This window comes from Delftia sp. GW456-R20 (assembly GCF_001622915.1).
GTDB classification, from domain to species: domain Bacteria; phylum Pseudomonadota; class Gammaproteobacteria; order Burkholderiales; family Burkholderiaceae_C; genus Comamonas; species Comamonas acidovorans.
The window spans coordinates 3,044,020-3,067,400 of the sequence record NZ_LWCN01000004.1 but is presented as its reverse complement, the minus strand read 5'-3'; the positions used below and the strand labels follow the sequence as shown (position 1 = coordinate 3,067,400).

The following is a 23,381-nucleotide window of genomic DNA, read 5'->3' as shown; positions in this document are numbered from 1 at the left end:
TCCTGCCCGGCCACGCGTGCGTTGCTAGCGAGCGCTGCTATGGCGCGCCCGGCGGCGCAGCGAGATGGCGCCAAGGCCTGCCGCCAGCGTGCCCAGCCAGGCCAGGTCCCAGGGGCCCAGGGTGGGCACGGGCAAGGGGGACGCAGCGCCGGGTCCCGGGCCGGGTGCGGGAGGAGGAGGCGGCGGGAGTGGCGACGGAGGTGAAACGGTGCTGGCCACCAGTTCGATGTCCTGCGACACGTCAGTGGCCGCCAGCCACAGCGTGTTGCCCGGCTGGCTGGCTGTGACCCTGCAGATGCCTGCGCTGACCATGGTCACCGTGGCGCCCGAGACCGTGCAAACGCCGGGCGTGGTGCTGGCGTAGTCCACCGGCAGGTTCGAAGTGGCCGTGGCGGGCGGGCCGAGGTCGAAGCTGGCGCCGGCCGTGAAGGGCTGGTCGGCCTGGGCCGGGAAGGAGATCACCTGCGGCCTGCGGATCTGCAGGGTCACGAAGATGCCGTTGGCTGCCAGCCACTGGCCGGGCACGCTGGGCAGCCAGGCCTCCAGCATGCAGGGGCCCGCATCCACCATGGTGACCGTGGTGCCCGAGACGGTGCACACGGCCGGCGTATGGGCGGTGTAGTTCACGGCCAGGCCGGAATTGGCCGTGGCGATCGGGCTGATCTGGAAGGTGTCGCCGGTCGCGGTAAGCACCTGATCGGCCTGGGGCGGGAAGGTGATGGCCTGGGGGGAGACGGCGCGCAGGTCGGCGGACAGTCGTGTGATGAAGCCGTCTGCAGTGCCTGCATTGGTCTCCTGTGCGCCACCGGCCATGCCCGGCAGGTTGCGGGATTGGGTATAGCCGCCCACCACCACTTCCCCGGAGGGCGTGGTGGCCAATGCGGTGATGTGATCATCGGACTCGCCGCTCAGGAAGGTGCTTTGCTCCAGCGTGCGCAGGTCGGCAGACAGGCGTGTGACAAAGCCGCTCTGGAAGCCGAAGCTGACGCGAACCGGCTGTGCACCGCCTTCTGTGCCCGGAAAGCCGGAGAATCGGGTATGGCCGCCCACCACCACCTCCCCGGAGGGCGTGATGGCCAATGCGGTGATGGCGTCAGAGTCCGCGGCACCCAGGTAGGTGCTCTGCCCCAGCGTGCGCAGGTCTCCGGACAGAAGTGTGACGAAGCCGTCGCTGGGGTTGCCGCGGATGAAGTAGTAATCCGGCTGTGCGCCGCCTGCCGTGCCCGGCAGGTCGTTTGAACCGGTAAATCCGCCCACCACCACTTCCCCGGAGGGCGTGATGGCCAATGCTGTGATGGCGTCATTGGCCGCTCCACCCAGGTAGGTGCTCTGTTTCAGCGTGCGCAGATCGGCGGACAGGCGTGTGATGAAGCCGTCCTCCAGTCCGCGGAGGTTGTTGTCCGACCCAGGCTTGGGCTGGGCGCTGCCGGTGGTGGCAGGCAGGTTGGGGGAAGTTGTGGATCCGGCGACCAGTACGTGCCCTGAAGGCGTGACGGCCAGTGCCGTAGGCGAGTCTGCTCCGGTGATATAGGTGCTGCGCACCAGCGTGCGCAGGTCCGCCGAGAGCAGGGCTGCAAAGCCGTTGCGGGTATTTGGCGCTACGTCCGCAATGGCGCCCTGTGCCGTACCGGGGAAATCGGAGGACTCCGTAGATCCGCCCACCACGATGTCGCCCGAGGGGGCGATGACCAGGGCTGTCAGGTGGTCCTCATCGCCGCCCCCCAGATAGGTGCTCTGCACCAGGGTGCGCAGATCGGCCGACAGGCGGGTGACAAAGCCAGAGCCGCTTGCTGGCTTTGCCGGTTGCGCTCCGTTCTCCGTGCCAGGAAGATTTCCGCTCCAGATGGTGCCCCCCACCACCACATCGCCCGAGGGCAAGATGGCCATGCTGCGGGGGATGCCTCCATCGCCCAAATAAGTGCTTTGCTCCAGGGTGCGCAGGTCGCCGGACAAGCGTGCCACAAAGAGGTTGCTCGTGCCGCTGGAGGGCTGGGCACCGCCGGCGGTGCCTGGGAAATCGCTGGACTCGGTTCTGCCGGCCACCAGCACCTGCCCCGAAGGGGTCACGACCAGGGCGGTAATGACATCGTAGTTAGACCCGCCCAGGTAGGTGCTCTGCAGGAAGGGGTCGATTACCAGCGGCAGCGCCCGGTCATACGCCCCCAGTGCGAAACCGTAGCCATCGCCCTGGCTGTTGAGCGCGTACTGCACAGGCACCTCCACGCGCCGCCCCGCAACTTCCTGGAAGGCCACGGGCGCCGTATAGGCCACGTCGCCATGGCCTGTGGCGGCCACCAGTTCGCCACCTTCGCCCAGGCGCAGGGACAGCGCGCCGTCCACGCGCACCTGGATCTGCCCGGGGTCGGCCTGCGGGGCCACGTGGAAGAGCTTTTCCACATTGGCACCGCGCACGGCCAGCTCCACCTGCACGCCGGGCCAGGCCTGGCCCAGGTGCAGGTTGCGGTAGGTGGCTGGCTGGTAGCTGTGGGGGCCGCTGCAGCGGGTGATCTGGGTGGCGGCGGCCTCGCCGCCCGTGGGCGACAGCGGCAGCGCGCCGGCCAGGGTTTCGGTGAGGCTCCAGCCGGACAGGGGCTGGGTGGCCGGAGGGGTCTGGGGCGGTGCCTGGGGTTTGGTACCTGCGGGCGTCCTGGGCGGCTTCTTGGGAGGTGCTTGGGGAGGCATCTCGGGCGGGGGGGCCGAGGTCACGCCCTGCTGCTGCGTGGGCGCGGCCAGGCTGTAGACGATCTGGCCCTGGCGGGTGACGTGGATCGCGCCCGCGAAGGTGCGGCCCGTGAAGGCCACGGCAGGGTCGAATTGGCCGCTGTTGGCCTCGAACGGCACGGACAGGCCCTGCAGGGCCTGCTGCGCGTGCGGTATCTGCCGGGCCTGGGCGGAGCCATGTGCTGGGGCATGGGCTGGTGAGTGCGCTGGTGTGTGCGCGCGGTGGTGGGCAGGACTTTGGGAGGGGCCGGGTACTGCGTGGGCCAGGCCGGTCGATGCCCAGAGCAGGCATGCCGCCAAGGCCGGCTTGCTGCGGCGCCGCCTGGGCACGGAAGGGGGATGGAAACGCATGCTTTCTCCTTGAATGCAGCGAATCCAAGGCAAGCCATGGACAGGGGCGGGCAGGCGATGCACGTCCCGCCGAGGCGAATGCTTGGTGGAAACTGCGGTGGCAGGTCATGACCGGCGCGGGGCTTTCCGCGCTGCCGGTCAATTGCCGATTTCTACCGAGTGCCGCTTGCTTCCACCATCAGAACTATCTGGTTTTTGCAGGAATCTGGCGCACCGTCCCCTTGCCACCACAAAGAGGGGCGCGCGCGGGCGTGTCCTACCTGCCGAATTCGGCGGCCAGCTCCTTGGCCCGTGTTTCCGCTGCCCGCATGGCGGCCACGAAATGCTCGGGCACCTGTTGCGCCTGCATGTGGGTGATGGCGGCGTGGGTGGTGCCGCCCTTGCTGGTCACGCGCTGGCGCAGCACGTCGGCGCTTTCGGTGGAGCGGGCGGCCAGTTCCGATGCGCCCTGGAAGGTGGCCACGCCCAGGCGGTAGGACTGCTCGGCCGTGAGGCCCATGTCCACGCCGGCCTGTGTCATGGCTTCGAGGAACAGGAAGACATAGGCCGGGCCCGAGCCCGACAGGGCGGTCACGGCGTCCAGGTGCGCTTCCTGGTCGACCCAGACGAACTGGCCCGTGGTGGCCACCACCTGCTCGACGGCGCTCTTGCCTGCGGCATCGACCTGGGCGCGGGCGAACAGGCCCGTCATGCCCTTGCCCACCAGGGCCGGCGTGTTGGGCATGGCGCGCACGATGCGGCCCGTGCCCAGCCACTGGGCGATGGAGTCCGTGGGAATGCCGGCGGCAACGCTCAGGTGCAGGGCCTGGGCGGTGTGCGGCGCCACGGCCTGGGCGGCTTCCTTGAAGGTCTGGGGCTTGACGGCCCAGACCACGATGCTGGCACCGTCCAGCGCGCTGGCGGCGGCCGCGGCATCGGCATGCGCCGTGATGCCGAAGTTCGTGCGCAGCGCGTCGCGCGCAGCCTCGAAGGGTTCGACGACGACGATGCGGTCTGCGGATTGGCCCTGGCCGATCAGTCCGCCGATGATGGCGCTGGCCATGTTGCCGCCACCGATGAAGGCGATGACAGGGGAGGCTGTGGAAACGGTGTTCATGCTGGTGGCGGTGGAGAAGGAAAACGAAGAGTTTAGAGCGTGTTCCCACCGTGCCAGCGCATGTCCACGCCATGGCTGGCGGCCAGGTCCAGAGGCTGTGCCGGGGCGCCGGGCCGCTGGCGCAGGGTGAGTGCGCAAGGGCCCTCTCCGCGCGTGGCAAGGCGCTGGCGCAGTGCGTCGGAGGCCGCCAGTGCCTGCGCGCCTTGCAGCAGCAGATCGAACCCCGGCAATGCCAGCCGCGCGCCCTGGTCGTCCAGCCTCTCCAGCTGCAGGCCCGGGCCCAGCAGCGCCCGGTAGCGGTCCAGGCTGGCGTCCAGGTCGTGCACGGCGACGGTCAGCGAGGCCACGCCCAGCGCGCCGTTGGGATGCTCCCGCACGCTGCCTTCGGGCACGCGCAGGGCGCGCGGCGTGACGTCGCCGCACAGGAAGGGCAGGTCGGGCGTGGCGTGGCGCGCCGTCTGCCACAGCAGTTGCGCGCCATCGGGGCGCACGCGGCCTCCGTCCACGGGGCCGACCAGGGTATCCAGCCCCCGCCCGCGTGCCTCGGCCAGCGCCTGGGAGGTGCTTTGGGGCAGCAGGGCGAAGTCCACCAGCCCTTCGCCATGGTCGCGCAGTGTGCGGTACCAGCGCTCTTCGGGCGCCGGGGCGGTCCAGGCAATGATCTCCAGGTAGGCGCCGTCGGCAAACACGACCAGTGCGTTGTGCGAGGTGCGGCCCGGATGGCGGCCGCCGATGGCGACCTGAAAACCCAGCGCGCGGTAGTCCGCCACGGCGGCCTCGAGGTCCTGCACAGCGATGACGATGTGGTCCAGCGGAAGTGCCATGAATGCTCCTGTGTGGTGTAAGGGGGTGCCGTCCGGATTCTCAGTCTTCGAGCTGGACCTTGTTGTCGCGCACGAAGCGGCCCCAGCGCTCATATTCCTGGCGCACCCAGCGGTCGAGGGCGGGTCCGTCCGTGGCCATGACTTCAAAGCCCGACTGCACGAGCTTGCTGCGGATGTCGGGCGTGTTCAGCGTGGCCTGGAAGTCTTCGGTGAGCTTGTGCACCGTGGCTGCCGGCGTGGCGGAAGGTGCGAACACGCCGATCCACGAGTAGGCCTCGAAGCCCGGGAAGCCTGACTCGGCCACGGTGGGCACGTCGGGCAGCTCGGGCAGGCGCTTGAGGCCGGTCACCGCCAGCGGCTTGATCTTGCCTGCCGAAATCTGGCCGCGCAGCGCCGCGTAGCTGAGCAGGGTGAGGTCGGACACATTGCCGAGCACGGCCTGCACGGCCGGGCCGCCGCCGCCGTAGGGCACGTGCAGCACGTAGGTGCCCGAGCGGCGCTTGATGTCCTCCATCACCAGGTGGTTCATGGACCCCAGGCCGGTCGATGCGTAGCTGTATTTGCCCGGGTTGCGGCGCGCCAGTTCCAGGAAGCCGGCCAGGTCCCTGGCGGGCACCGAGGCCGAGGCGCCGATCACCAGCGGGAAGCGCAGCGCCAGCGACACGCCCGTGAAGTCCTTGAAGGTGTCGTAGGGCAGCCGGGACTTGGCGATGGGATTGATGGCATGGGTGTCGAAGCTGAACAGCAGGGTGTTGCCGTCCGGGGCGGACTTGGCCACGTACTGGGTGGCGATCTGGCTGGCGGCGCCGGGGCGGTTCTCCACGATCACCGGGCGCCCGGCCACCTCACCCAGGCGCGGCTGCAGTATGCGGGCGGCGATGTCGGTGCTGCCCCCCGGCGGGAAGGTGATGACCAGCTTGAGCGGGGCGGCGCCCTGCGCGGATGCCGTGCCGGCCGGCCCCAGCAGGCATGCGGCGGCCATGGCCAGCAGCAGCTGGCGGCGGGAGGGTGGATGGGGCATGGGAAGGCTCCTTTTCAAGCGCATTGGCGGGCAGGAATTCGGGAATCTGTGCGTGGGGCCTGGCGTCAACCCATCCACTGGCTCACCGGCACGGCCGTGTCCTGGAGCTCTTGCGAGATCACATCCACCAGCGCCGGGCCGTCGTGCATCAGCGCGGCCTTGAGCGCGGCTTCGAGATCTGCCGGGTCATGCACCTGCCAGGCCTTGACGCCGAAGGCCTCGGCCACGCGGGCATGGTGGGTGCGGTTGAAGTCGACTGAAAAGTAGCGTTCATCGTAGCCGGACTTCTGGCTGGCCTTGATCCAGCCGAACACGCTGTTGGAGAACACGATCATCTTCAGCGGCACGTTGCGGCGCACAATGGTTTCCAGCTCGCCGCAGGTGAAGCCGAAGCTGCCGTCGCCCATGACCGCGACCACCACGGAATCGGGCTGGCCGATGGCGGCGCCAAAGCCGGCGGACATGGCAAAGCCCAGCGCCCCGTGCGCGCGGTTGGTGATGAAGTGCCGGCCGGCCTGGGGCGCGTCGAAATAGGCCGTGAAGTAGGGGCAGGGCGTGCCGGGGTCGGCCACCACGATGGCGCGCGCGGGCAGCAGGCGGTTGAGCGTGTCCACCACGCGCTCGGGCTTGATGGGGCGCTCCAGCGAGGCCGCCAGCGGCGCGAAGAAGGCCTGCTTGGCGGCGCGCGCGGTGGCCGCCAGCGCGGCGCCGTCTGCGGCATCGGCGGGGCGGCGGGCGATGCGCTGCTGCACGGCCGCGTGCAGCGCCTGCAGGCCCAGCAGGGCGTCGCCCACCAGGGCCACGTCGGTGCGGTAGTTGGTGCCTATGGTCATGGCGTCCACGTCCAGATGGACGATCGTCACCTTGCGCGAGGGCATCTGCCAGTGCTCGGTGGTGGTGGAGCCGGCCCGGGCGCCGATGAACATCACCAGGTCCGCCTGCGCCACCACGGCGCGCGTGGCCTCGACGCCGCCATTGGTGCCCACCACGCCGGCATTGAGCGGATGGCTGCCCGCCAGGCTGCCCTGGCCGCTGACGCTGGAGCACACGGGCGCATTGAGCAAGGTGGCCAGCGCATCCAGTGCGGCGCTGGCGCCTGCGATCAGCACGCCGCCACCGCAGATCAGCACGGGGCAGCGTGCCGCCACCAGGCGGTCGGCAGCCTCGGCTACCGACGTCGGATCGGGCGCGGACCGGTAGGCCGGATAGTGGTCATGCCCTGGCTGGGCCCAGACATCGGCCGGATCCAGCGTGTGCTTTTGCACGTCATAGGGCAGGCAGATATGGGTGGCGCCGGGCCGGCCCGTGGTCATGGCGCGAAAGGCGCTGCGCACGGCGTGCGGAATCTGGTCCACGCGGTCGATGGTGGTATTCCACTTGGTCAGGGGCCTGTACAGCGCCTGCTGGTCCAGTTCGGTCAGCGGGAACTTGCCGCGCGCGCCCACGGAAACGTCCGAGGTGATGCCCAGCACGGGCACCGAGGATTCGTTGGCCTCGGCCAGGCCGGGCAGCAGGTAGGTGGCACCGCCGCCGCTGGGGCCTTCGCACACGCCCACCTTGCCGGTGACGCGCGCATAGGCGTCGGCCATGTAGCCGGCGCTGCGCTCGTCCCGCGTGAGGATGTGGTCCATGCCGTGGTCCAGCCGCGCCATGGCGTCGTAGAAGGGCAGGCTGGTGTCGCCGCACAGGCCGAAGATGTGCTTGACGCCATTGAGCTGCAGCATGCGGACCATGGCGTCGGCGCCATTGAAAGCGGTGGTCATGTCGGGAGTCTCCAGGCAGGTTGGGTGACGGGATTTTTAAGAATCCATTTCAGTATACTTAAAAGAATGCGCAGCGCCAAAGGGCACAATGGCGCCATGAAAATCTCCAACATCCGCCATGAACGGGGCTCCAGCGTCTACAGCACGCTGCGTGACATGGCCATCTCCTACGAATTCAAGCCGGGCGAGCGCCTGAGCGAAAGCGAACTGGCCTTGCGCCTGGGCGTGAGCCGCACGCCCGTGCGCGAGGCACTGACGCGGCTGGTGGCCGATGGCTTTTTGCTGCCGGCCAGCCGCGGCTACATGCGGCGCGAATTGGACGTGAAGGAGTCGCTGGACCTGTACGAGGCCCGCGTGGCCGTGGAGCGCGAATGCGTGCGCTTGGCCGTGGAGCGCGCCACCGATGCCCAGCTTGACGAGGCCCTGGCCTACCTGGAGCAGAGCCAGCGCGTGGCCTCCGATACGCCGATCCGGCAGCTGGTGGACCTGGACGAGGGATTCCACCTGCGCATTGCCGACATGGCCGGCAACGCCGAGCTGCGGCGCATGCTGGCGAGCCTGAACGAGCGCATCCGCTTCATCCGCTGGATCGACATGGAGAGCGTGGGGCGCGCCTCCACCCAGCACGAGCACCTGGAAATCCTGCGGGCCCTGCGCGCGCGCGACGCCCAGGCCAGCGAGCGCCTGATGGCCGAGCACATCGGCCTGCGGCGCGAACAGATCGTGGAGGCCATTGCGCGCGGGCTGACGCGCATCTACCTGCCGCAGGAGCAGGTGCAGGCCACGCCCTGAAGCGCCTTCAGGGTGCGCAGGGCGGCGAGGGCCGGTAGGCGGTGATCAGGATCTGGTTGGCCTGCGCCGGGTTGAAGTTGTCGTCGCTGGCGAACACCAGCACGCGGGTGCCATCGGGCAGTGGCGGGCCCCAGGACATGGCTTCCATGTTGTCCAGCCGGCCGGGTTGCACGGTGGACAGATCGGCCACCAGTTGCTTGACCGCCACTTGTGGCGGCGTTTGCGCGAAGCTGGCCAGGGCCAGCGTGTCAGGCGCATCCAGGCCGATGCGGTACAGCCGCGCGCCAAAGCCGTGGCCCGGGCTGTAGGAGCGCTCCAGCACCAGCAGGTGGCCGGGGCCGTCCAGCAGGATCTCGCTGATGCCGTTGACCTCGCGCTGGGGCAGGGCCCAACTGGCGGCCGGCACGGCATCGGGCTGGTAGGCGATCTGGCGCAGCAGCCGGCCATCGTCCAGGCTGACGAGGCTGATGCGCACGGGCGAGCCTGCCGTGGCGGCGCTGGCGCGCGGGCCGTCCTGGCGCAGCGGCGCCTCCAGGGCCAGCCAGGCCTGTTGGCCGTCCGGCGTCACGGCCAGCCCTTCGAAGCCGAAATTCGAGCGCAGGCCCGGCACGCCGGCCTCGTCCTTGAATGCGTAGAACCACCGCGCGATCTGGCGGCCCGTGGCGTCGGTCCTCACCAGCGAGGTGCCAAAGCCCCGGCCCGGGTCGCCTTCATCGGTCCACAGCAGGCCGCCGTCCGGCAGCAGGCGGATGGCTTCGGGGTCGGGCACGGGCTGGGTGGCGGGCGCGGCATGGCGCGGGCGCAGCCAGCGGCCCTCGGCATCCAGCAGCGGATGCACTTCGGTGACCTGCGCCTGCCAGGGGTTGGGGCCGGCCCGCTGGCCCGCGTCCAGCGGCTCTATGCGCAGGCGCATCCAGCGCGCGGGGCCGCGCGCCGCGCGGTCATCGCTGATGGCCACGTAGTCGCCGTGCCGCGCGTCGTAGTTCAGGCCCGAGATGCCGCCGGTGGTGGCGCCATGGATGGGTTCATCGCGCGCAATCGTGGTGCTGCCCAGCCATTGCAGGCGCGCACATGCCGTGGGCTGCGGGGCCGGCAGGGCCTGGGGCGGCGCGGCGCAGCCGGCCAGCAGCAGGCCGGAAAGCACCAGGCTGGCCGCCTTGAACAAGGCCGTGGGCCCGTTGTCAGGCCGCCAGCGCGGTCTGGGCCACCGCATGCTCCCAGCGCGCCATCAGCTCGTCGGCGCGGTGCTTGTCCAGCGTGGGCACGAAGCGCCGCTCGGCCTTCCACAGCGCCGACAGTTCCTCGGTGCTCTGGTACACGCCCGAGGACAGGCCTGCCAGGTAGGCAGCGCCCAGGGCCGTGGTCTCCACGCAGGCCGGGCGCACGACGGGAATGCCCAGCAGGTCGGCCTGGAACTGCATGAGCAGGTTGTTGACGCAGGCGCCGCCGTCCACGCGCAGTTCGCTGACCGGCGCGCCGCCGCTGGCCACCGCGTCGCGGCTCATGGCCAGCAGCAGGGCGGCGCTCTGGAAGGCGATGGATTCAAGCGCGGCCCGCGCGATGTGGGCGATGGTGGTGCCGCGCGTCAGGCCCGTGATGGTGCCGCGCGCATCGGGCTTCCAGTAGGGGGCGCCCAGTCCGGTGAAGGCCGGCACCATCATCACGCCGCCCGAATCGGGCACGCTCTCGGCCAGTTGCTGTACCTGGCCGCTGTGCTCGATGGCGCGCAGCCCGTCGCGCAGCCACTGGACCACGGCGCCGCCCACGAAGACGCTGCCTTCCAGCGCATAGGCCGGCGCAGCGGTGGGCTGTGCCGCAGCGGTGGTCAGCAGGCCGTTGGCGGAGGTCTGGAACACGCCGCCCGTGTGCATGAGCATGAAGCAGCCCGTGCCATAGGTGTTCTTGGCCATGCCGGCCGAAAAGCAGGCCTGGCCGAAGAGGGCGCTTTGCTGGTCGCCGGCCACGCCGCCGATGGCGATCTCGCCGCCCAGCACCTCGGCTGCCGTGCGGCCGAAATCGGCGGCGGAAGGCAGCACCTCGGGCATCAGCGCGCGCGGAATCTCCAGCAGCGCCAGCAGATCGTCGTCCCACTGGTTGGTGTGGACGTTGAACAGCATGGTGCGGCTGGCGTTGGAGACATCGGTCACATGGCGGCGTCCGCCCGTGAGCTGCCAGATCAGCCAGCTGTCCACGGTGCCGAAGGCCAGTTCGCCGCGCTCGGCGGCGGCGCGCGCGCCGTTGACGTTGTCCAGGATCCAGCGCAGCTTGGTGCCCGAGAAATAGGCGTCGATCAGCAGGCCGGTCTTGCGCTGGATGGTGTCGGCATGGCCGGCCTCGCGCAGCTGGGCGCACAGCGGCTCGGCGCGGCGGTCCTGCCAGACGATGGCGTGGTGTATGGGCTGGCCCGTGGCGCGGTTCCAGACCACGGTGGTCTCGCGCTGGTTGGTGATGCCCAGGGCGCGGATGTCGGCCGCCGCCAGCCCGGCCTTGGCCAGGGCCTCGCGCGCCGTGGCCAGCTGGGTGCGCCAGATCTCGCGCGGATCGTGCTCGACCCAGCCGGGCCGGGGATAGATCTGCGGCAGCTCCAGCTGGGCCGAGGCCACGATGCGGCCCTGGGTGTCGAAGACGATGCTGCGCGAGCTGGAGGTGCCCTGGTCCAGGGCAAGCAGATAGGTCATGGTGCGGTATCCAGGAAAAGCAGGGCCGGTGCGCGTGTCCTGTGCGGGCGGTGGCGCAGCGGCTGCGGAAAACTTATTGCGCCACCACGCATTGCACTTCTGCTTCGCGCAGAAGGGCATCGAACGGGGCCGGGGGCGCGGTATCGGTAAACAGGCGGTCGATCTGGTCCAGGCGTGCCAGCTCCACCATGGCCTGGCGGTGGAACTTGCTGTGGTCGGCGGCCAGCCAGACCTCGCGCGACTGGGCAATGATGGTCTGGGCCACCTTGACTTCGCGCATGTCGAAGTCGCGCAGGCTGCCATCGGGCTCGATGGCCGAGATGCCGATCAGGGCGATGTCCACCTTGAACTGGCGGATGAAGTCCACGGCCGCCTCGCCCACGATGCCCCGGTCGCGTGTGCGCACCACGCCGCCGGCCACGATGACTTCGCAGTCCGCGTTGGAGCTGAGGATGGCCGCCACGTTGAGGTTGTTGGTGATCACGCGCAGGCCCCGGTGCTTGAGCAGGGCCTGGGCCACGGCCTCGGTGGTGGTGCCGATGTTCAGGATCAGCGAGCAGCCGTTGGGAATGGCGTCGGCCACGGCGCGCGCAATGCGCGACTTGCCTTCGGCATGCAGCACCTGGCGCTGGGTGTGGCCCAGGTTCTCCACCGTGGCGCTGGGCACGCGCACGCCGCCGTGAAAGCGCACCATCAGGCCCGCATCGGCCAGCTTCTGTATGTCGCGGCGCACGGTCTGCAGGGTCACGCCCAGGATCTCGGCCAGCTGCTCCACCGAAGTGGACTGGCGGCTGCGCACTTCGTCGAGCAGCTGTAGTTGTCGGGGATTGGTGTTCACGGCGGCGATTCCAGATCTGGTGCGTTCTCAGGCAAACAAGGCGGGGCGACCGGGTTATAGCGCATTTGCCCCTGGTCGGCCGTGGGTTGGGGAACTTTAAAACGAAGAAAAAAGAACAGCACCTAGGGTATGTGTTGATGGGCTGCGATCTGGAAAGAACAAAAATGATCACGTTCTTGCTTTCGGATGGCGCGCAATCGCCGCCTTGAGCGAGATGTTTCTCCTTGTTCAATCGCTGCCCCCGAGGCGGCCTCGTCAGTGAGGGCGGTCGTGGAACTGGTGTTGGAGAGAATCAGCAAACGCGTGGGCGGCCAGACCTGGCTGCACCCCATGCACCTTGAACTGGAAAGCGGCGCGGTGACCGTGCTGCTGGGTGCCACGCAGGCCGGCAAGACCAGCCTGATGCGCATCATGGCCGGCCTGGACGTGCCCACCGAAGGCCGTGTGCGCGCCGATGGCGTCGATGTGACCGGCATGCCCGTGCGCGAGCGCAACGTGGCCATGGTCTACCAGCAATTCATCAACTATCCCTCGCTCACGGTGGCGGACAACATCGCCTCGCCGCTCAAGCTGCGCGGCGACCGCGACGTGGCGCAGCGCGTGCGTGCCCTGGCCGAGCGGCTGCACATCGAGATGTTCCTGGACCGCTACCCGGCCGAGCTGTCGGGCGGCCAGCAGCAGCGGGTGGCGCTGGCGCGCGCCCTGGCCAAGGGCGCTCCGCTGATGCTGCTGGACGAGCCCCTGGTCAACCTCGACTACAAGCTGCGCGAGGAACTGCGCGAGGAACTGACCCAGCTGTTCGCCACGGGCGACTCCACCGTGGTCTATGCCACCACCGAGCCCGGCGAGGCCCTGCTGCTGGGTGGCTACACGGCGGTGCTGCATGAGGGCGAACTGCTGCAGTACGGCCCCACGGCCGAGGTCTTCCATCAGCCGAATTCGCTGCGCGTGGCGCGCGCCTTCAGCGATCCGCCCATGAACCTGATCGCGGCCAGTGCCGTGGAGGGCGGGCTGCAACTGCCGGGCGGCGCGCGGCTGCCCGTGGCGCTGCCTGCGGACCTGGCCGCGTCCGGCCAACTGACCCTGGGCCTGCGCGCCAGCGCCCTGCGCCTGCAGTCCCGGCCCGGCGATCTGGCACTGCAGGGCGTGGTGGAACTGGCCGAGATTTCGGGCTCCGACACCTTCGTGCATGCCACCACGCCCTGGGGCGAGCTGGTGGCCCAGGTCACGGGCGTGCACCACCTGGACCTGGGCAGCGCGGTCACGCTGCACCTGGATCCGTCCCATGCCTATGTGTTCGGCGCGGACGGCGCGCTGCTGCTGGCGCCGGCGCGGCCCGGAGGACGATGAGATGGCCCGCATAGAACTCGATCTGGCCCACTCCTACAAGCCGAACCCGCAGCAGGACAGCGACTACGCGCTGCTGCCGCTGAGCATGGTCTTCGAGGACGGCGGCGCCTATGCGCTGCTCGGCCCCTCGGGCTGCGGCAAGACCACCATGCTCAACATCATGTCGGGCCTGCTGGTCCCCTCGCAGGGCAAGGTGCTGTTCGACGGCCGCGACATGACGCGCGCCACGCCCCAGGAACGCAACATCGCCCAGGTGTTCCAGTTCCCGGTGATCTACGACACCATGACCGTGGCCGAGAACCTGGCCTTCCCGCTGAAGAACCGCCGCATGCCCGAGGAGCGCATCCGCGCGCGGGTCGGCCAGATCGCCGAGATGCTGGAGATGAGCGGCCAGCTCGACCAGCGCGCGGCCGGCCTGTCGGCCGATGCCAAGCAGAAGATCTCGCTGGGCCGGGGCCTGGTGCGGCCCGATGTGTCGGCCGTGCTGTTCGACGAGCCGCTCACGGTGATCGACCCCCAGCTCAAGTGGCAGCTGCGCCGCAAGCTCAAGCAGATCCATCATGAACTGCGGCTCACGCTGATCTATGTGACGCACGACCAGGTGGAGGCCCTGACCTTTGCCGAGCACGTTGTGGTCATGACGCGCGGGCGCGCCGTGCAGGTGGGCACGCCCGCCCAGCTTTTCGAGCGGCCCAGCCACGCCTTCGTCGGCCACTTCATCGGCTCGCCGGGCATGAACTTCGTGCCGCTGCAGCAGGACGGCGGCCGGCTGCTGGCCGAGGGCCAGTACCTGCCCCTGCCCGAAGCGCTGGCCGGCGTGGCGCCCGGCCTGCCGCTGAGCCTGGGCATACGCCCCGAGTACCTGGCACTGGCCTCGGCCGACGCGCCCGGCGCCGTGGCCTGCACGGTGGAGCGCGTGCAGGACGTGGGCACGCACCAGTTGCTGGTGGCGCGCCTGGGCGAGCGGCTGCTCAAGCTGCGCTGCGGCGCCGATGCCTTCCTGCCCGCCGCGGGTGAAACGGTATGGGTACAGCTGCAGGGCCCCCACACCTGCTACTACGTCAACGAGGAGTTGGTATGAGGCTCCCCCTGAGCGGCTGCGCCGCTTCCCCCTCTCTCGCGACGCGGGAGGGGGACGACACCCTTGCGGCGGGGCGGCCCTTGCTCGGTGTCCCTGAGCTGGGTAGGTCCAGTCTCGTAGGCCGCGGTTTGTGCATTAGCGTGAGGGGGGCCTGAGATGAGTTCAATCAAGCCCGTCAACCAGAAGGCCTGGCTGCTGATCCTGCCGGTCATCATCTGCGTGGCCTTCTCGGCCATCATCCCGCTGATGACGGTGGTGAATTACTCGGTGCAGGACATCATCAGTCCCGACCGGCGCGTGTTCGTGGGCACGGAGTGGTTTGCCCAGGTCATGCGCGACGAGGAACTGCACTCGGCCCTGCTGCGCCAGATCGGCTTTTCGCTGGCCGTGCTGCTGGTGGAGATCCCGCTGGGCATCGCCCTGGCCCTGTCCATGCCGGCCCAGGGCTGGAAGGCCTCGGCCGTGCTGGTCGTGGTCTCGCTGTCGCTGCTGATTCCGTGGAACGTGGTCGGCACCATCTGGCAGATCTACGGCCGCGCCGACATCGGCTTGCTGGGCGCGGCGCTCAACGCGCTGGGCGTGGACTACAACTACACGGGCAATGCCACCCATGCCTGGCTCACCGTGCTGGTGATGGATGTCTGGCACTGGACGCCGCTGGTGGCCCTGCTGTGCTACGCGGGCCTGCGCTCCATTCCCGACGCCTACTACCAGGCCGCGCGCATCGACGGCGCCAGCAAGTTCGCGGTGTTCCGCTACATCCAGCTGCCCAAGATGCGCGGCGTGCTGATGATCGCCGTGCTGCTGCGCTTCATGGACAGCTTCATGATCTACACCGAGCCCTTCGTGCTCACGGGCGGCGGGCCCGGCAATGCGACCACCTTCCTGTCGCAGTACCTGACGCAAAAGGCCGTGGGCCAGTTCGACCTGGGGCCGGCGGCTGCCTTCTCGCTGATCTATTTCCTCATCATCCTGCTGCTGTGCTTCATCCTCTACAACTGGATGCAGCGCGTGGGCACGGCAGACAAGGAAGGGGCAAGAGAATGACCCCCACGCTCCCTTCGTTCACTGCCCCCCGAGGGGGCTCGGCCTGCCTTGGGGCGGCCCTGCGGGAGGCCGGACATGACTGAAGACCGCCGTTTCCACAAGCGCACGCTGTTCCTCGTCGCCTACCTGCTGTTCGCCGTGCTGCCCATCTACTGGATGGTCAACATGAGCTTCAAGACCAACGAGGAGATCCTGTCGAGCTTCTCGCTGTGGCCCCAGCATTTCACCTGGGCCAACTACCAAACCATCTTCACCGACGCCTCCTGGTATTCGGGCTACATCAACAGCCTGATCTACGTGGCCATCAACACCGTGATCTCGCTCACGGTGGCGCTGCCGGCGGCCTATGCGTTCTCGCGCTACCAGTTCCTGGGCGACAAGCATGTGTTCTTCTGGCTGCTGACCAACCGCATGACGCCGCCGGCCGTCTTCCTGCTGCCCTTCTTCCAGCTCTACACCACGGTGGGCCTGATGGACACGCACATCGCCGTGGCCCTGGCCCACCTGCTGTTCAACGTGCCGCTGGCCGTCTGGATCCTGGAGGGCTTCATGAGCGGCATCCCGCGCGAGATCGACGAGACGGCCTATATCGACGGCTACTCCTTCCCGCGCTTTTTCCTCACCATCTTCCTGCCGCTGATCAAGGCCGGCGTGGGCGTGGCGGCCTTCTTCTGCTTCATGTTCAGCTGGGTGGAGCTGCTGCTGGCGCGCACGCTGACCAGCGTGAACGCCAAGCCCATCGTGGCGACCATGACGCGCACCGTCTCGGCCTCGGGCATGGACTGGGCGACGCTGGCGGCGGCGGGCGTGCTGACCATCGTGCCGGGCGCCATCGTGATCTGGTTCGTGCGGCATTACATCGCCAAGGGGTTCGCAATGGGGAGAGTGTGAAGCACCCCCTGAGGCGCTTGCGCGCCTTCCCCCTCTCTACCCGCTTCGCGGGGAAGGGGGACGACAGCCTCGCGGCGGGGCGGCCCTTGCTTGCTGTCCCTCGCTTGGGGTCGCTCCAGTTTCGACGGGCAGTGGTTTTTGTTTCTGAAAGGACTCGTCAATGTTTTCCTGGATGGCCTGGACGCTGCCGGTGGCGGTGTTCTTCAGTTGCATCGTGCTGATGCTGGTGGGCATGACGCTGTGGGAGCTGCGCAGCCCGACCGTGATGCGCAAGGGCTGGCTGCCGATGGCGACGACGCGCGGGGACCGGCTGTTCATCGGGTTGCTGCTGGCGGCCTATGTCAATCTGGCCTGGGTGGGCCTGGGCGAGAGGATGGTGCAGTGGTTCTCGCTGGAGGCCGAGCCTTCGGTGTGGATCAGCCTGGTGCTGTCCATGCTCGTGCTGGCCGTCGTGATGCGCAAAGGCTGATCACTTCATTCCATTTATCGACAGCCGGGTCCGAAGCTCCCCCGGGGCCCGCTGGTGCATGTGCATGTCGGGGAGACAGCAAGAATCTAGGAGACGGCAGATGAAACAACGACTTCATACCATCGCCCTCGCGGCGGCCCTGCTGGCGGCGGGGCAGGCGTCCTGGGCCGGAGAGGCGGAAGCCAAGAAGTGGATCGACGCGGAGTTCCAGCCCAGCACGCTGTCCAAGGACCAGCAGATGGCCGAGATGAAGTGGTTCATCGAGGCGGCCAAGAAGCTGCAGGCCAAGGGCGTCAAGGAGATCGCCGTGGTCTCCGAGACCATCACCACGCACGAGTACGAGAGCAAGACGCTGGCCAAGGCCTTCACCGAGATCACGGGCATCACCGTCAAGCACGACCTGATCCAGGAAGGCGACGTGGTCGAGAAGCTGCAGACCTCGATGCAGTCGGGCAAGTCCATCTATGACGGCTGGATCTCCGACTCCGACCTGATCGGCACGCACTACCGCTACGGCCGCATCATGAGCCTGACCGACTACATGGCCGGCGCCGGCAAGGACTTCACCAATCCGGGCCTGGACATCAAGGACTTCATCGGCACCAGCTTCACCACCGCGCCCGACGGCAAGCTCTACCAGCTGCCCGACCAGCAGTTCGCCAACCTCTACTGGTTCCGCGCCGACCTGTTCGAGCGCAAGGACCTCAAGGACAAGTTCAAGGCCAAGTACGGCTACGAGCTGGGCGTGCCGCTGAACTGGAGCGCCTACGAGGACATCGCCGAGTTCTTCACCAACGACGTCAAGCAGATCGACGGCAAGCCCATCTACGGCCACATGGACTACGGCAAGAAGGACCCGTCGCTGGGCTGGCGCTTCACCGATGCCTGGCTGTCCATGGCCGGCGCGGCCGACAAGGGCATTCCCAACGGCATGCCCGTCGATGAATGGGGCATCCGCGTGGCCGACGACAAGTGCACGCCCGTGGGCGCATCGGTCTCGCGCGGGGGCGCCACCAACTCGCCAGCCGCCGTGTTCGCGCTCACCAAGTACGTGGACTGGATGAAGAAATACGCGCCCAAGGAAGCCATGGGCATGACCTTCGGCGAGTCCGGCCCCGTGCCGGCCCAGGGCCATATCGCGCAGCAGATCTTCTGGTACACCGCCTTCACGGCCGACATGACCAAGCCCGGCCTGCCCGTGGTCAATGCCGACGGCACGCCCAAATGGCGCATGGCGCCCGGCCCCAACGGCCCGTACTGGAAGGACGGCATGCAAAACGGCTACCAGGACGTGGGCAGCTGGACCTTCTTCAAGGACCATGACGCCAACCGCACGGCCGCCGCCTGGCTCTACGCGCAGTTCGTCACCGCCAAGACCACCAGCCTCAAGAAGACCATCGTCGGCCTGACGCCCATCCGCGAAAGCGACATCCGCTCCAAGGCCATGACCGACATGGCGCCCAAGCTCGGCGGCCTGGTCGAGTTCTACCGCAGCCCCGCCCGCGTGGCCTGGACGCCCACCGGCAACAACGTGCCCGACTACCCCAAGCTGGCCCAGCTGTGGTGGAAGAACGTGGCCCAGGCCGTCACCGGCGAGAAGACGCCCCAGGGCGCCATGGACAACTTGGCCGAGGAAATGGACCAGGTCATGTCCCGCCTGCAGCGTGCCGGCATGGCGCACTGCGCTCCCAAGCTCAACCCCAAGGGCGACCCGGCCAAGTGGCTCAGCGACAAGCAGGCGCCGTGGAAGAAGCTGGCCAATGAAAAGCCCAAGGGCGAGACGATTGCGTATGACACGCTGCTCAATGCCTGGAAAAACGGCAAGGTGAGGTGACACCCCCTGAGCCGCTGCGCGGCTTCCCCCCGTGGCACGGCGCCTCTCTACCCGCTTCGCGGGGGAGGGGGACGACGCCCTCGCCGCGAGGCGGCTCTTGCTCGGCGTCCCTGAGTTGGGCCGTGTCGGTTTTGGACGGCATGCGCTGTGCTGGCATCGCAGTCCATCGTTGGGGCTTCCTGGGTCGCCAAAAACACGAAACGAAAGATAGCGAAGAAAAAAATACAAAAACGAGCGAAAATAGCGGAAAACCCGATTCCGTCCCCTTCGCATTGGGCGCAGGCGTGGCGTCCCGGGTGCTGACATGGCGGCTACATGGCGCCCTGTTAACTTGCCCCACATTCCTTCGTCGAAGATCCATGTCCCTCGCTGCTTCCCCTCTGCCCACCGGCCGCGCCGCCCTGCTGGAACGCCTGGCCCAGCCTGAAACCTACGATCTGGCCATCATCGGCGGCGGTGCCACCGGCCTGGGCGTAGCCCTGGACGCGGCGGCGCGCGGGTTCAAGGTCGTGCTGGTGGAGTCGCATGACTTCGCCAAGGGCACGTCCTCGCGCGCAACCAAGCTGGTCCATGGTGGCGTGCGTTACCTGGCCCAGGGCAACATCGCCCTGGTTCGCGAAGCGCTGCATGAGCGCACCACGCTGCTGCACAACGCGCCCCACCTGGCGCAGCCGCTGGCCTTTGTCATGCCGTCCTACAAGCTGCTGGACACGCCGTTCTATGGCATCGGCCTCAAGATGTATGACGCGCTGGCCGGCAAGGCAGGCCTGGGCGCCACCGAATTCCTCTCGCGCTCCAGCACCGTCAAGTGTTTGCCCACCGTGCGCCAGCAAGGCCTCAAGGGCGGCGTCAAATACTGGGACGGCCAGTTCGACGATGCCCGCCTGGCGCTGGCGCTGGCCCGCACGGCCGCCGCCAAGGGCGCGCTGCTGGTCAACTACTGCCCCGCGCTTGAACTGCTGCATGAAGGCGGCAAGGTCGCCGGCCTGGTCTGCGAAGACACGGAATCGGGCCGGCGCTTCACGCTGCGCGCCAAGTGCGTGGTCAACGCCACCGGCCCCTGGGTGGACCTGTTCCGCCAGCAGGATGCCGAGGCCCAGGGCCGTCCCGTCAAGCCCATGGTCGCGCCCAGCCAGGGCGTGCACGTGGTGGTGGACCGCGACTTCCTGCCCAGCGACCACGCCCTGCTCGTGCCCAAGACGGCCGATGGCCGCGTGCTCTTTGCCGTGCCCTGGCTGGGCAAGGTCATCCTGGGCACCACCGACACCCCGCGCAACGACCTGGCACGCGAGCCCCTGCCGTTCCCCGAGGAGCTGGACTTCATCCTCACCGAGGCCGGACGCTACCTCACGCGCCAGCCCACGCTGGCCGACGTGCGCAGCATGTGGGTCGGCCTGCGCCCGCTGGTCAAGCCCCAGGACGACGACGGCGAGAACACCAAGAAGATCAGCCGCGAGCACACGGTCATGTCCAGCCGCACCGGCCTGGTCACCGTCACGGGCGGCAAATGGACCACCTACCGCGCCATGGCCGAAGACGTGCTCTCCGAGTGCTTTGCCATCGGCCGCCTGCCGCACCGCCCCGGTGGCGTCACGGCCCGCCTGCCGCTGGCCGGCGCCCCGGCCGAATCCGCCGTGCACCACCGCATGAACCAGGTCCAGGGCCTGCACTCCTATGGCACGGAAGCCCCGGCGGTGGAGGCGTTGCCGGGCAACGACGAATGGCTGGCAGACGGCCTGAACGAAGCCATGGTGCGCTTTGCCGCGCGCTTCGAATACGCGCGCACCGTGGAAGACGTGCTGGCGCGCCGCAGCCGCCTGCTGTTCCTCGATGCGCGCAAGGCCGCCGAGGTGGCGCCGCGCGTGGCAGCCATCCTCCAGGAGGAGCTGGGGCAGGACGCCGGCCTGGCGGACTTCATGCCGCTGGCGGCCCAGTACCTGCCGGCCTGATCGCGGCTGAAGCCCCTCTCAAGCAAAACGCCCTGCACTGCAGGGCGTTTTGCTTTTGGAGGCAGATGCAAGCCAAGGAAAGATTGTCAAAATTGATGGATATCTATCTTTGATTGTTTTTATGAATCAGAATGCTGCCCATGGCATCTCGTGACGGTGCCGGCGAACAGCAGCCAGCACAAGGCTGACGAGGGAGGGGGAATGATGAAGAAAGCGCTTGAAAGTCCGTTTTCCGCAGGGTCAGGGCCGTGCCCGAGCCCAACGCGGTGGCCCCAAGCCGCTGCGATGTCTGCGCCGCCGTAGTACGCGCGGCCAGCCCGCAGCAGACGATTGCGTTGAGTCTGCCACCCTTTGCCGAGCCCGCCAGGCTCGGCTTTTTTATGGGCGTTTCCGATGGTGTGCGGCCATCGGCAGGCCCAGCTTGCTCCTGGGTTGATAGCGCTCTTGTGGGGGTTGCGCAACGCTGCCGGCCAGGGGTGGAAAAGGCAGCTAAGGGTTTGACGCGCAAAGGAATTTCTGGGACAATCCCATGCTTCACGTGAAAATCGTGAAGTTATCTGCCCAGTGGAAGCGCCGAGAAATGGTTTTCGGCGTGGACGACGGGCCCAAGACTGACTGGCTGCTCGCGGCCCTTGAGAAGACTCTGGGGCTGTCGAGTGTTTGCTGGAGCAAGTTGGGAATATTGAAATGATCCAAACAGAATCTCGGTTAGAGGTTGCCGACAACACCGGCGCGAAGTCTGTTCAGTGCATCAAAGTGCTGGGCGGTTCTCATCGTCGCTATGCGAGTGTTGGTGACATCATCAAGGTGACCATCAAGGAAGCTGCACCGCGTGGACGCGTCAAAAAAGGCGAGGTCTACAGCGCGGTCGTGGTGCGTACGGCGAAGGGTATTCGCCGTGCTGATGGCTCGCTCGTCAAGTTCGACGGCAACGCCGCCGTTCTGCTGAACGCCAAGCTGGAGCCTATCGGCACCCGCATCTTTGGCCCCGTGACTCGTGAACTGCGCAACGAAAAGTTCATGAAGATCGTGTCCCTGGCACCTGAAGTTCTCTAAAGGAAGCACCATGAACAAGATTCGCAAGGGCGACCAAATCATCGTGCTGACCGGCCGTGACAAGGGCAAGCAAGGCGTGGTCTCGGCTCGCAAGGACGACTCCCACCTGTTGATCGATGGCATCAACATGGTGAAGAAGCACGTCAAGCCGAACCCCATGAAGGGCACCACCGGCGGTATCGTGGAAAAGGCCATGCCTATCCACCAATCCAACGTGGCCATCTTCAATGCAGCGACCGGCAAGGCTGATCGCGTGGGCATCAAGGTGCAGGCCGACGGCACACGCGTTCGCGTGTTCAAGTCCAGCGGCGCCGAAATCAAGGCGGCCTAAGGGGTAACACATGGCACGACTGCAAAAACTGTATCGCGAAAAGATCGCGGCTGAACTCAAGGAAAAGTTCGGCTACACCTCCTCCATGGAAGTGCCCCGTCTGACCAAGATCACCCTGAACATGGGTGTGAGCGAAGCCGTGGCCGACAAGAAGGTGATGGACAACGCCGTGGCTGACCTGACCAAGATTGCTGGTCAGAAGCCCGTGGTGACCAAGGCCAAGAAGGCTATCGCCGGCTTCAAGATCCGTGAAGGCCAGGCCATTGGCTGCATGGTGACCCTGCGTGGCGTTCAGATGTATGAATTCCTGGACCGTTTCGTCACCGTGGCTCTGCCCCGCGTGCGTGACTTCCGTGGTATCTCCGGCCGTTCTTTCGACGGTCGCGGCAACTACAACGTCGGCGTCAAGGAACAGATCATCTTCCCCGAAATCGAGTACGACAAGGTGGACGCTCTGCGTGGTCTGAACATCAGCATCACGACGACAGCTCGGACCGACGATGAGTGCAAGGCACTGCTCGCCGCTTTCCGTTTCCCCTTCAAGAACTGAGGTGGCGCATGGCTAAAGTTGCATTGATCCAGCGCGAACTCAAGCGCGAAAAGCTGGCAGCCAAGTACGCTGCCAAATACGCAGAACTGAAGGCAATCGCCGCTGACGCAAAGCGCAGCGACGAAGAGCGCGACGCCGCTCGCCTGGGCCTGCAGAAGCTGCCCCGTAACGCGAACCCCACTCGCCAGCGCAACCGCTGCGAGATCACGGGTCGTCCCCGTGGCACCTTCCGTCAATTCGGTCTGGGCCGCGCCAAGATCCGTGAACTGGCCTTCGCTGGCGACATCCCCGGTGTCACCAAGGCCAGCTGGTAAGCAAGCAGGAGAGATTAAACATGAGCATGAGTGATCCCATCGCTGACTTGCTGACCCGCATCCGCAATGCACAAATGGTCTCCAAGACCACCGTGACGGCTCCTTCCTCCAAGGTCAAGGTTGCCATCGCCCAGGTGCTGAAGGATGAAGGCTACATCGACGGCTTCCAAGTGAAGACCGACGCTGGCAAGTCCGAACTCGAAATTACCCTGAAGTACTACGCCGGCCGTCCGGTGATCGAGCGCATCGAGCGCGTGAGCCGTCCCGGCCTGCGCGTGTACAAGGGCCGTGACGCAATCCCCCAGGTCATGAACGGTATGGGCGTTGCCATCGTCACCACTCCCAAGGGCGTGATGACGGATCGCAAGGCACGCGCCACTGGCGTGGGCGGCGAAGTGCTGTGCTACGTGGCCTAACGGACATTA

General features: G+C 67.4%; 21 protein-coding genes. 13 read left to right on the top strand and 8 right to left on the bottom strand.

What is annotated here, in order from left to right; all coding sequences use genetic code 11:
• Positions 1–24: 24 nt before the first annotated feature.
• The 5 genes from A4F85_RS19010 to A4F85_RS18990 all read right to left on the bottom strand — a co-directional run bounded on the left by A4F85_RS19010 (position 25) and on the right by A4F85_RS18990 (position 7,776).
• Positions 25–3,072, bottom strand: a complete 3,048-nt coding sequence (locus A4F85_RS19010) for a DUF7948 domain-containing protein (RefSeq protein WP_156517037.1) — start codon at positions 3,070–3,072, stop codon at positions 25–27.
• 256 nt (positions 3,073–3,328) lie between these two features.
• Complete coding sequence (proC, locus tag A4F85_RS19005; RefSeq protein ID WP_063327438.1) at positions 3,329–4,168, bottom strand: pyrroline-5-carboxylate reductase; 840 nt, start codon at positions 4,166–4,168, stop codon at positions 3,329–3,331.
• Positions 4,169–4,200: 32 nt separating this feature from the next.
• Positions 4,201–4,992: a VOC family protein gene (locus A4F85_RS19000; protein WP_063327437.1), complete on the bottom strand. Its 792-nt coding sequence runs from the start codon at positions 4,990–4,992 to the stop codon at positions 4,201–4,203.
• Between the two features lie 40 nt (positions 4,993–5,032).
• Positions 5,033–6,013, bottom strand: a complete 981-nt coding sequence (locus A4F85_RS18995) for a tripartite tricarboxylate transporter substrate binding protein (RefSeq protein ID WP_197485500.1) — start codon at positions 6,011–6,013, stop codon at positions 5,033–5,035.
• A 65-nt stretch (positions 6,014–6,078) separates the two neighbouring features.
• The gene (locus tag A4F85_RS18990; RefSeq protein WP_063327435.1) at positions 6,079–7,776 is read right to left on the bottom strand and encodes a thiamine pyrophosphate-binding protein; all 1,698 of its coding nucleotides are present in this window, start codon (positions 7,774–7,776) and stop codon (positions 6,079–6,081) included.
• 96 nt (positions 7,777–7,872) lie between these two features.
• Here A4F85_RS18990 and A4F85_RS18985 point away from each other — a divergent pair, with 96 nt between their 5' ends.
• Positions 7,873–8,568, top strand: a complete 696-nt coding sequence (locus A4F85_RS18985; protein WP_063328029.1) for a GntR family transcriptional regulator — start codon at positions 7,873–7,875, stop codon at positions 8,566–8,568.
• Positions 8,569–8,575: 7 nt separating this feature from the next.
• Here A4F85_RS18985 and A4F85_RS18980 read toward each other — a convergent pair whose 3' ends face one another.
• The 3 genes from A4F85_RS18980 to A4F85_RS18970 all read right to left on the bottom strand — a co-directional run bounded on the left by A4F85_RS18980 (position 8,576) and on the right by A4F85_RS18970 (position 12,084).
• Positions 8,576–9,781 carry an esterase-like activity of phytase family protein gene (locus tag A4F85_RS18980; protein WP_197485499.1) on the bottom strand — a complete coding sequence of 402 codons (1,206 nt, stop codon included), beginning with the start codon at positions 9,779–9,781 and terminating at the stop codon, positions 8,576–8,578.
• The gene (glpK, locus tag A4F85_RS18975; RefSeq protein WP_012202955.1) at positions 9,750–11,246 is read right to left on the bottom strand and encodes a glycerol kinase GlpK; all 1,497 of its coding nucleotides are present in this window, start codon (positions 11,244–11,246) and stop codon (positions 9,750–9,752) included. The genes A4F85_RS18980 and glpK overlap by 32 nt, the downstream gene beginning before the upstream one ends.
• A gap of 73 nt (positions 11,247–11,319) precedes the next feature.
• Entirely contained in the window at positions 11,320–12,084 is a 765-nt protein-coding gene (locus tag A4F85_RS18970; protein ID WP_013804452.1) for a DeoR/GlpR family DNA-binding transcription regulator, read from the bottom strand.
• 270 nt (positions 12,085–12,354) lie between these two features.
• Here A4F85_RS18970 and A4F85_RS18965 point away from each other — a divergent pair, with 270 nt between their 5' ends.
• The 12 genes from A4F85_RS18965 to rpsH all read left to right on the top strand — a co-directional run bounded on the left by A4F85_RS18965 (position 12,355) and on the right by rpsH (position 23,372).
• Positions 12,355–13,434 carry an ABC transporter ATP-binding protein gene (locus A4F85_RS18965; protein WP_063327434.1) on the top strand — a complete coding sequence of 360 codons (1,080 nt, stop codon included), beginning with the start codon at positions 12,355–12,357 and terminating at the stop codon, positions 13,432–13,434.
• Position 13,435: 1 nt separating this feature from the next.
• Entirely contained in the window at positions 13,436–14,515 is a 1,080-nt protein-coding gene (locus A4F85_RS18960) for an ABC transporter ATP-binding protein (RefSeq protein WP_063328027.1), read from the top strand.
• A 156-nt stretch (positions 14,516–14,671) separates the two neighbouring features.
• Positions 14,672–15,562 carry a carbohydrate ABC transporter permease gene (locus tag A4F85_RS18955; protein ID WP_043822477.1) on the top strand — a complete coding sequence of 297 codons (891 nt, stop codon included), beginning with the start codon at positions 14,672–14,674 and terminating at the stop codon, positions 15,560–15,562.
• A 75-nt stretch (positions 15,563–15,637) separates the two neighbouring features.
• The gene (locus A4F85_RS18950; RefSeq protein WP_013804448.1) at positions 15,638–16,453 is read left to right on the top strand and encodes a carbohydrate ABC transporter permease; all 816 of its coding nucleotides are present in this window, start codon (positions 15,638–15,640) and stop codon (positions 16,451–16,453) included.
• A 160-nt stretch (positions 16,454–16,613) separates the two neighbouring features.
• Positions 16,614–16,922, top strand: a complete 309-nt coding sequence (locus A4F85_RS18945) for a DUF2160 domain-containing protein (RefSeq protein ID WP_043820414.1) — start codon at positions 16,614–16,616, stop codon at positions 16,920–16,922.
• A gap of 100 nt (positions 16,923–17,022) precedes the next feature.
• Positions 17,023–18,756 (top strand): ABC transporter substrate-binding protein, encoded by a 1,734-nt coding sequence (locus tag A4F85_RS18940; protein WP_012202962.1) that lies wholly within the window; start codon positions 17,023–17,025, stop codon positions 18,754–18,756.
• Positions 18,757–19,115: 359 nt separating this feature from the next.
• Positions 19,116–20,705, top strand: coding sequence for a glycerol-3-phosphate dehydrogenase/oxidase (locus A4F85_RS18935; protein WP_063327433.1), 1,590 nt, complete (start codon positions 19,116–19,118; stop codon positions 20,703–20,705).
• 687 nt (positions 20,706–21,392) lie between these two features.
• Complete coding sequence (gene rplN / locus A4F85_RS18930) at positions 21,393–21,761, top strand: 50S ribosomal protein L14 (RefSeq protein WP_012202964.1); 369 nt, start codon at positions 21,393–21,395, stop codon at positions 21,759–21,761.
• Between the two features lie 10 nt (positions 21,762–21,771).
• Entirely contained in the window at positions 21,772–22,092 is a 321-nt protein-coding gene (gene rplX, locus A4F85_RS18925) for a 50S ribosomal protein L24 (RefSeq protein WP_012202965.1), read from the top strand.
• A 10-nt stretch (positions 22,093–22,102) separates the two neighbouring features.
• Entirely contained in the window at positions 22,103–22,642 is a 540-nt protein-coding gene (gene rplE / locus A4F85_RS18920; protein WP_012202966.1) for a 50S ribosomal protein L5, read from the top strand.
• Positions 22,643–22,650: 8 nt separating this feature from the next.
• Positions 22,651–22,956 carry a 30S ribosomal protein S14 gene (gene rpsN, locus A4F85_RS18915; protein WP_012202967.1) on the top strand — a complete coding sequence of 102 codons (306 nt, stop codon included), beginning with the start codon at positions 22,651–22,653 and terminating at the stop codon, positions 22,954–22,956.
• Positions 22,957–22,976: 20 nt separating this feature from the next.
• On the top strand, positions 22,977–23,372 hold the full coding sequence (gene rpsH, locus A4F85_RS18910) for a 30S ribosomal protein S8 (RefSeq protein ID WP_012202968.1): 396 nt from the start codon (positions 22,977–22,979) through the stop codon (positions 23,370–23,372).
• The last annotated feature ends 9 nt before the right edge of the window (positions 23,373–23,381 follow it).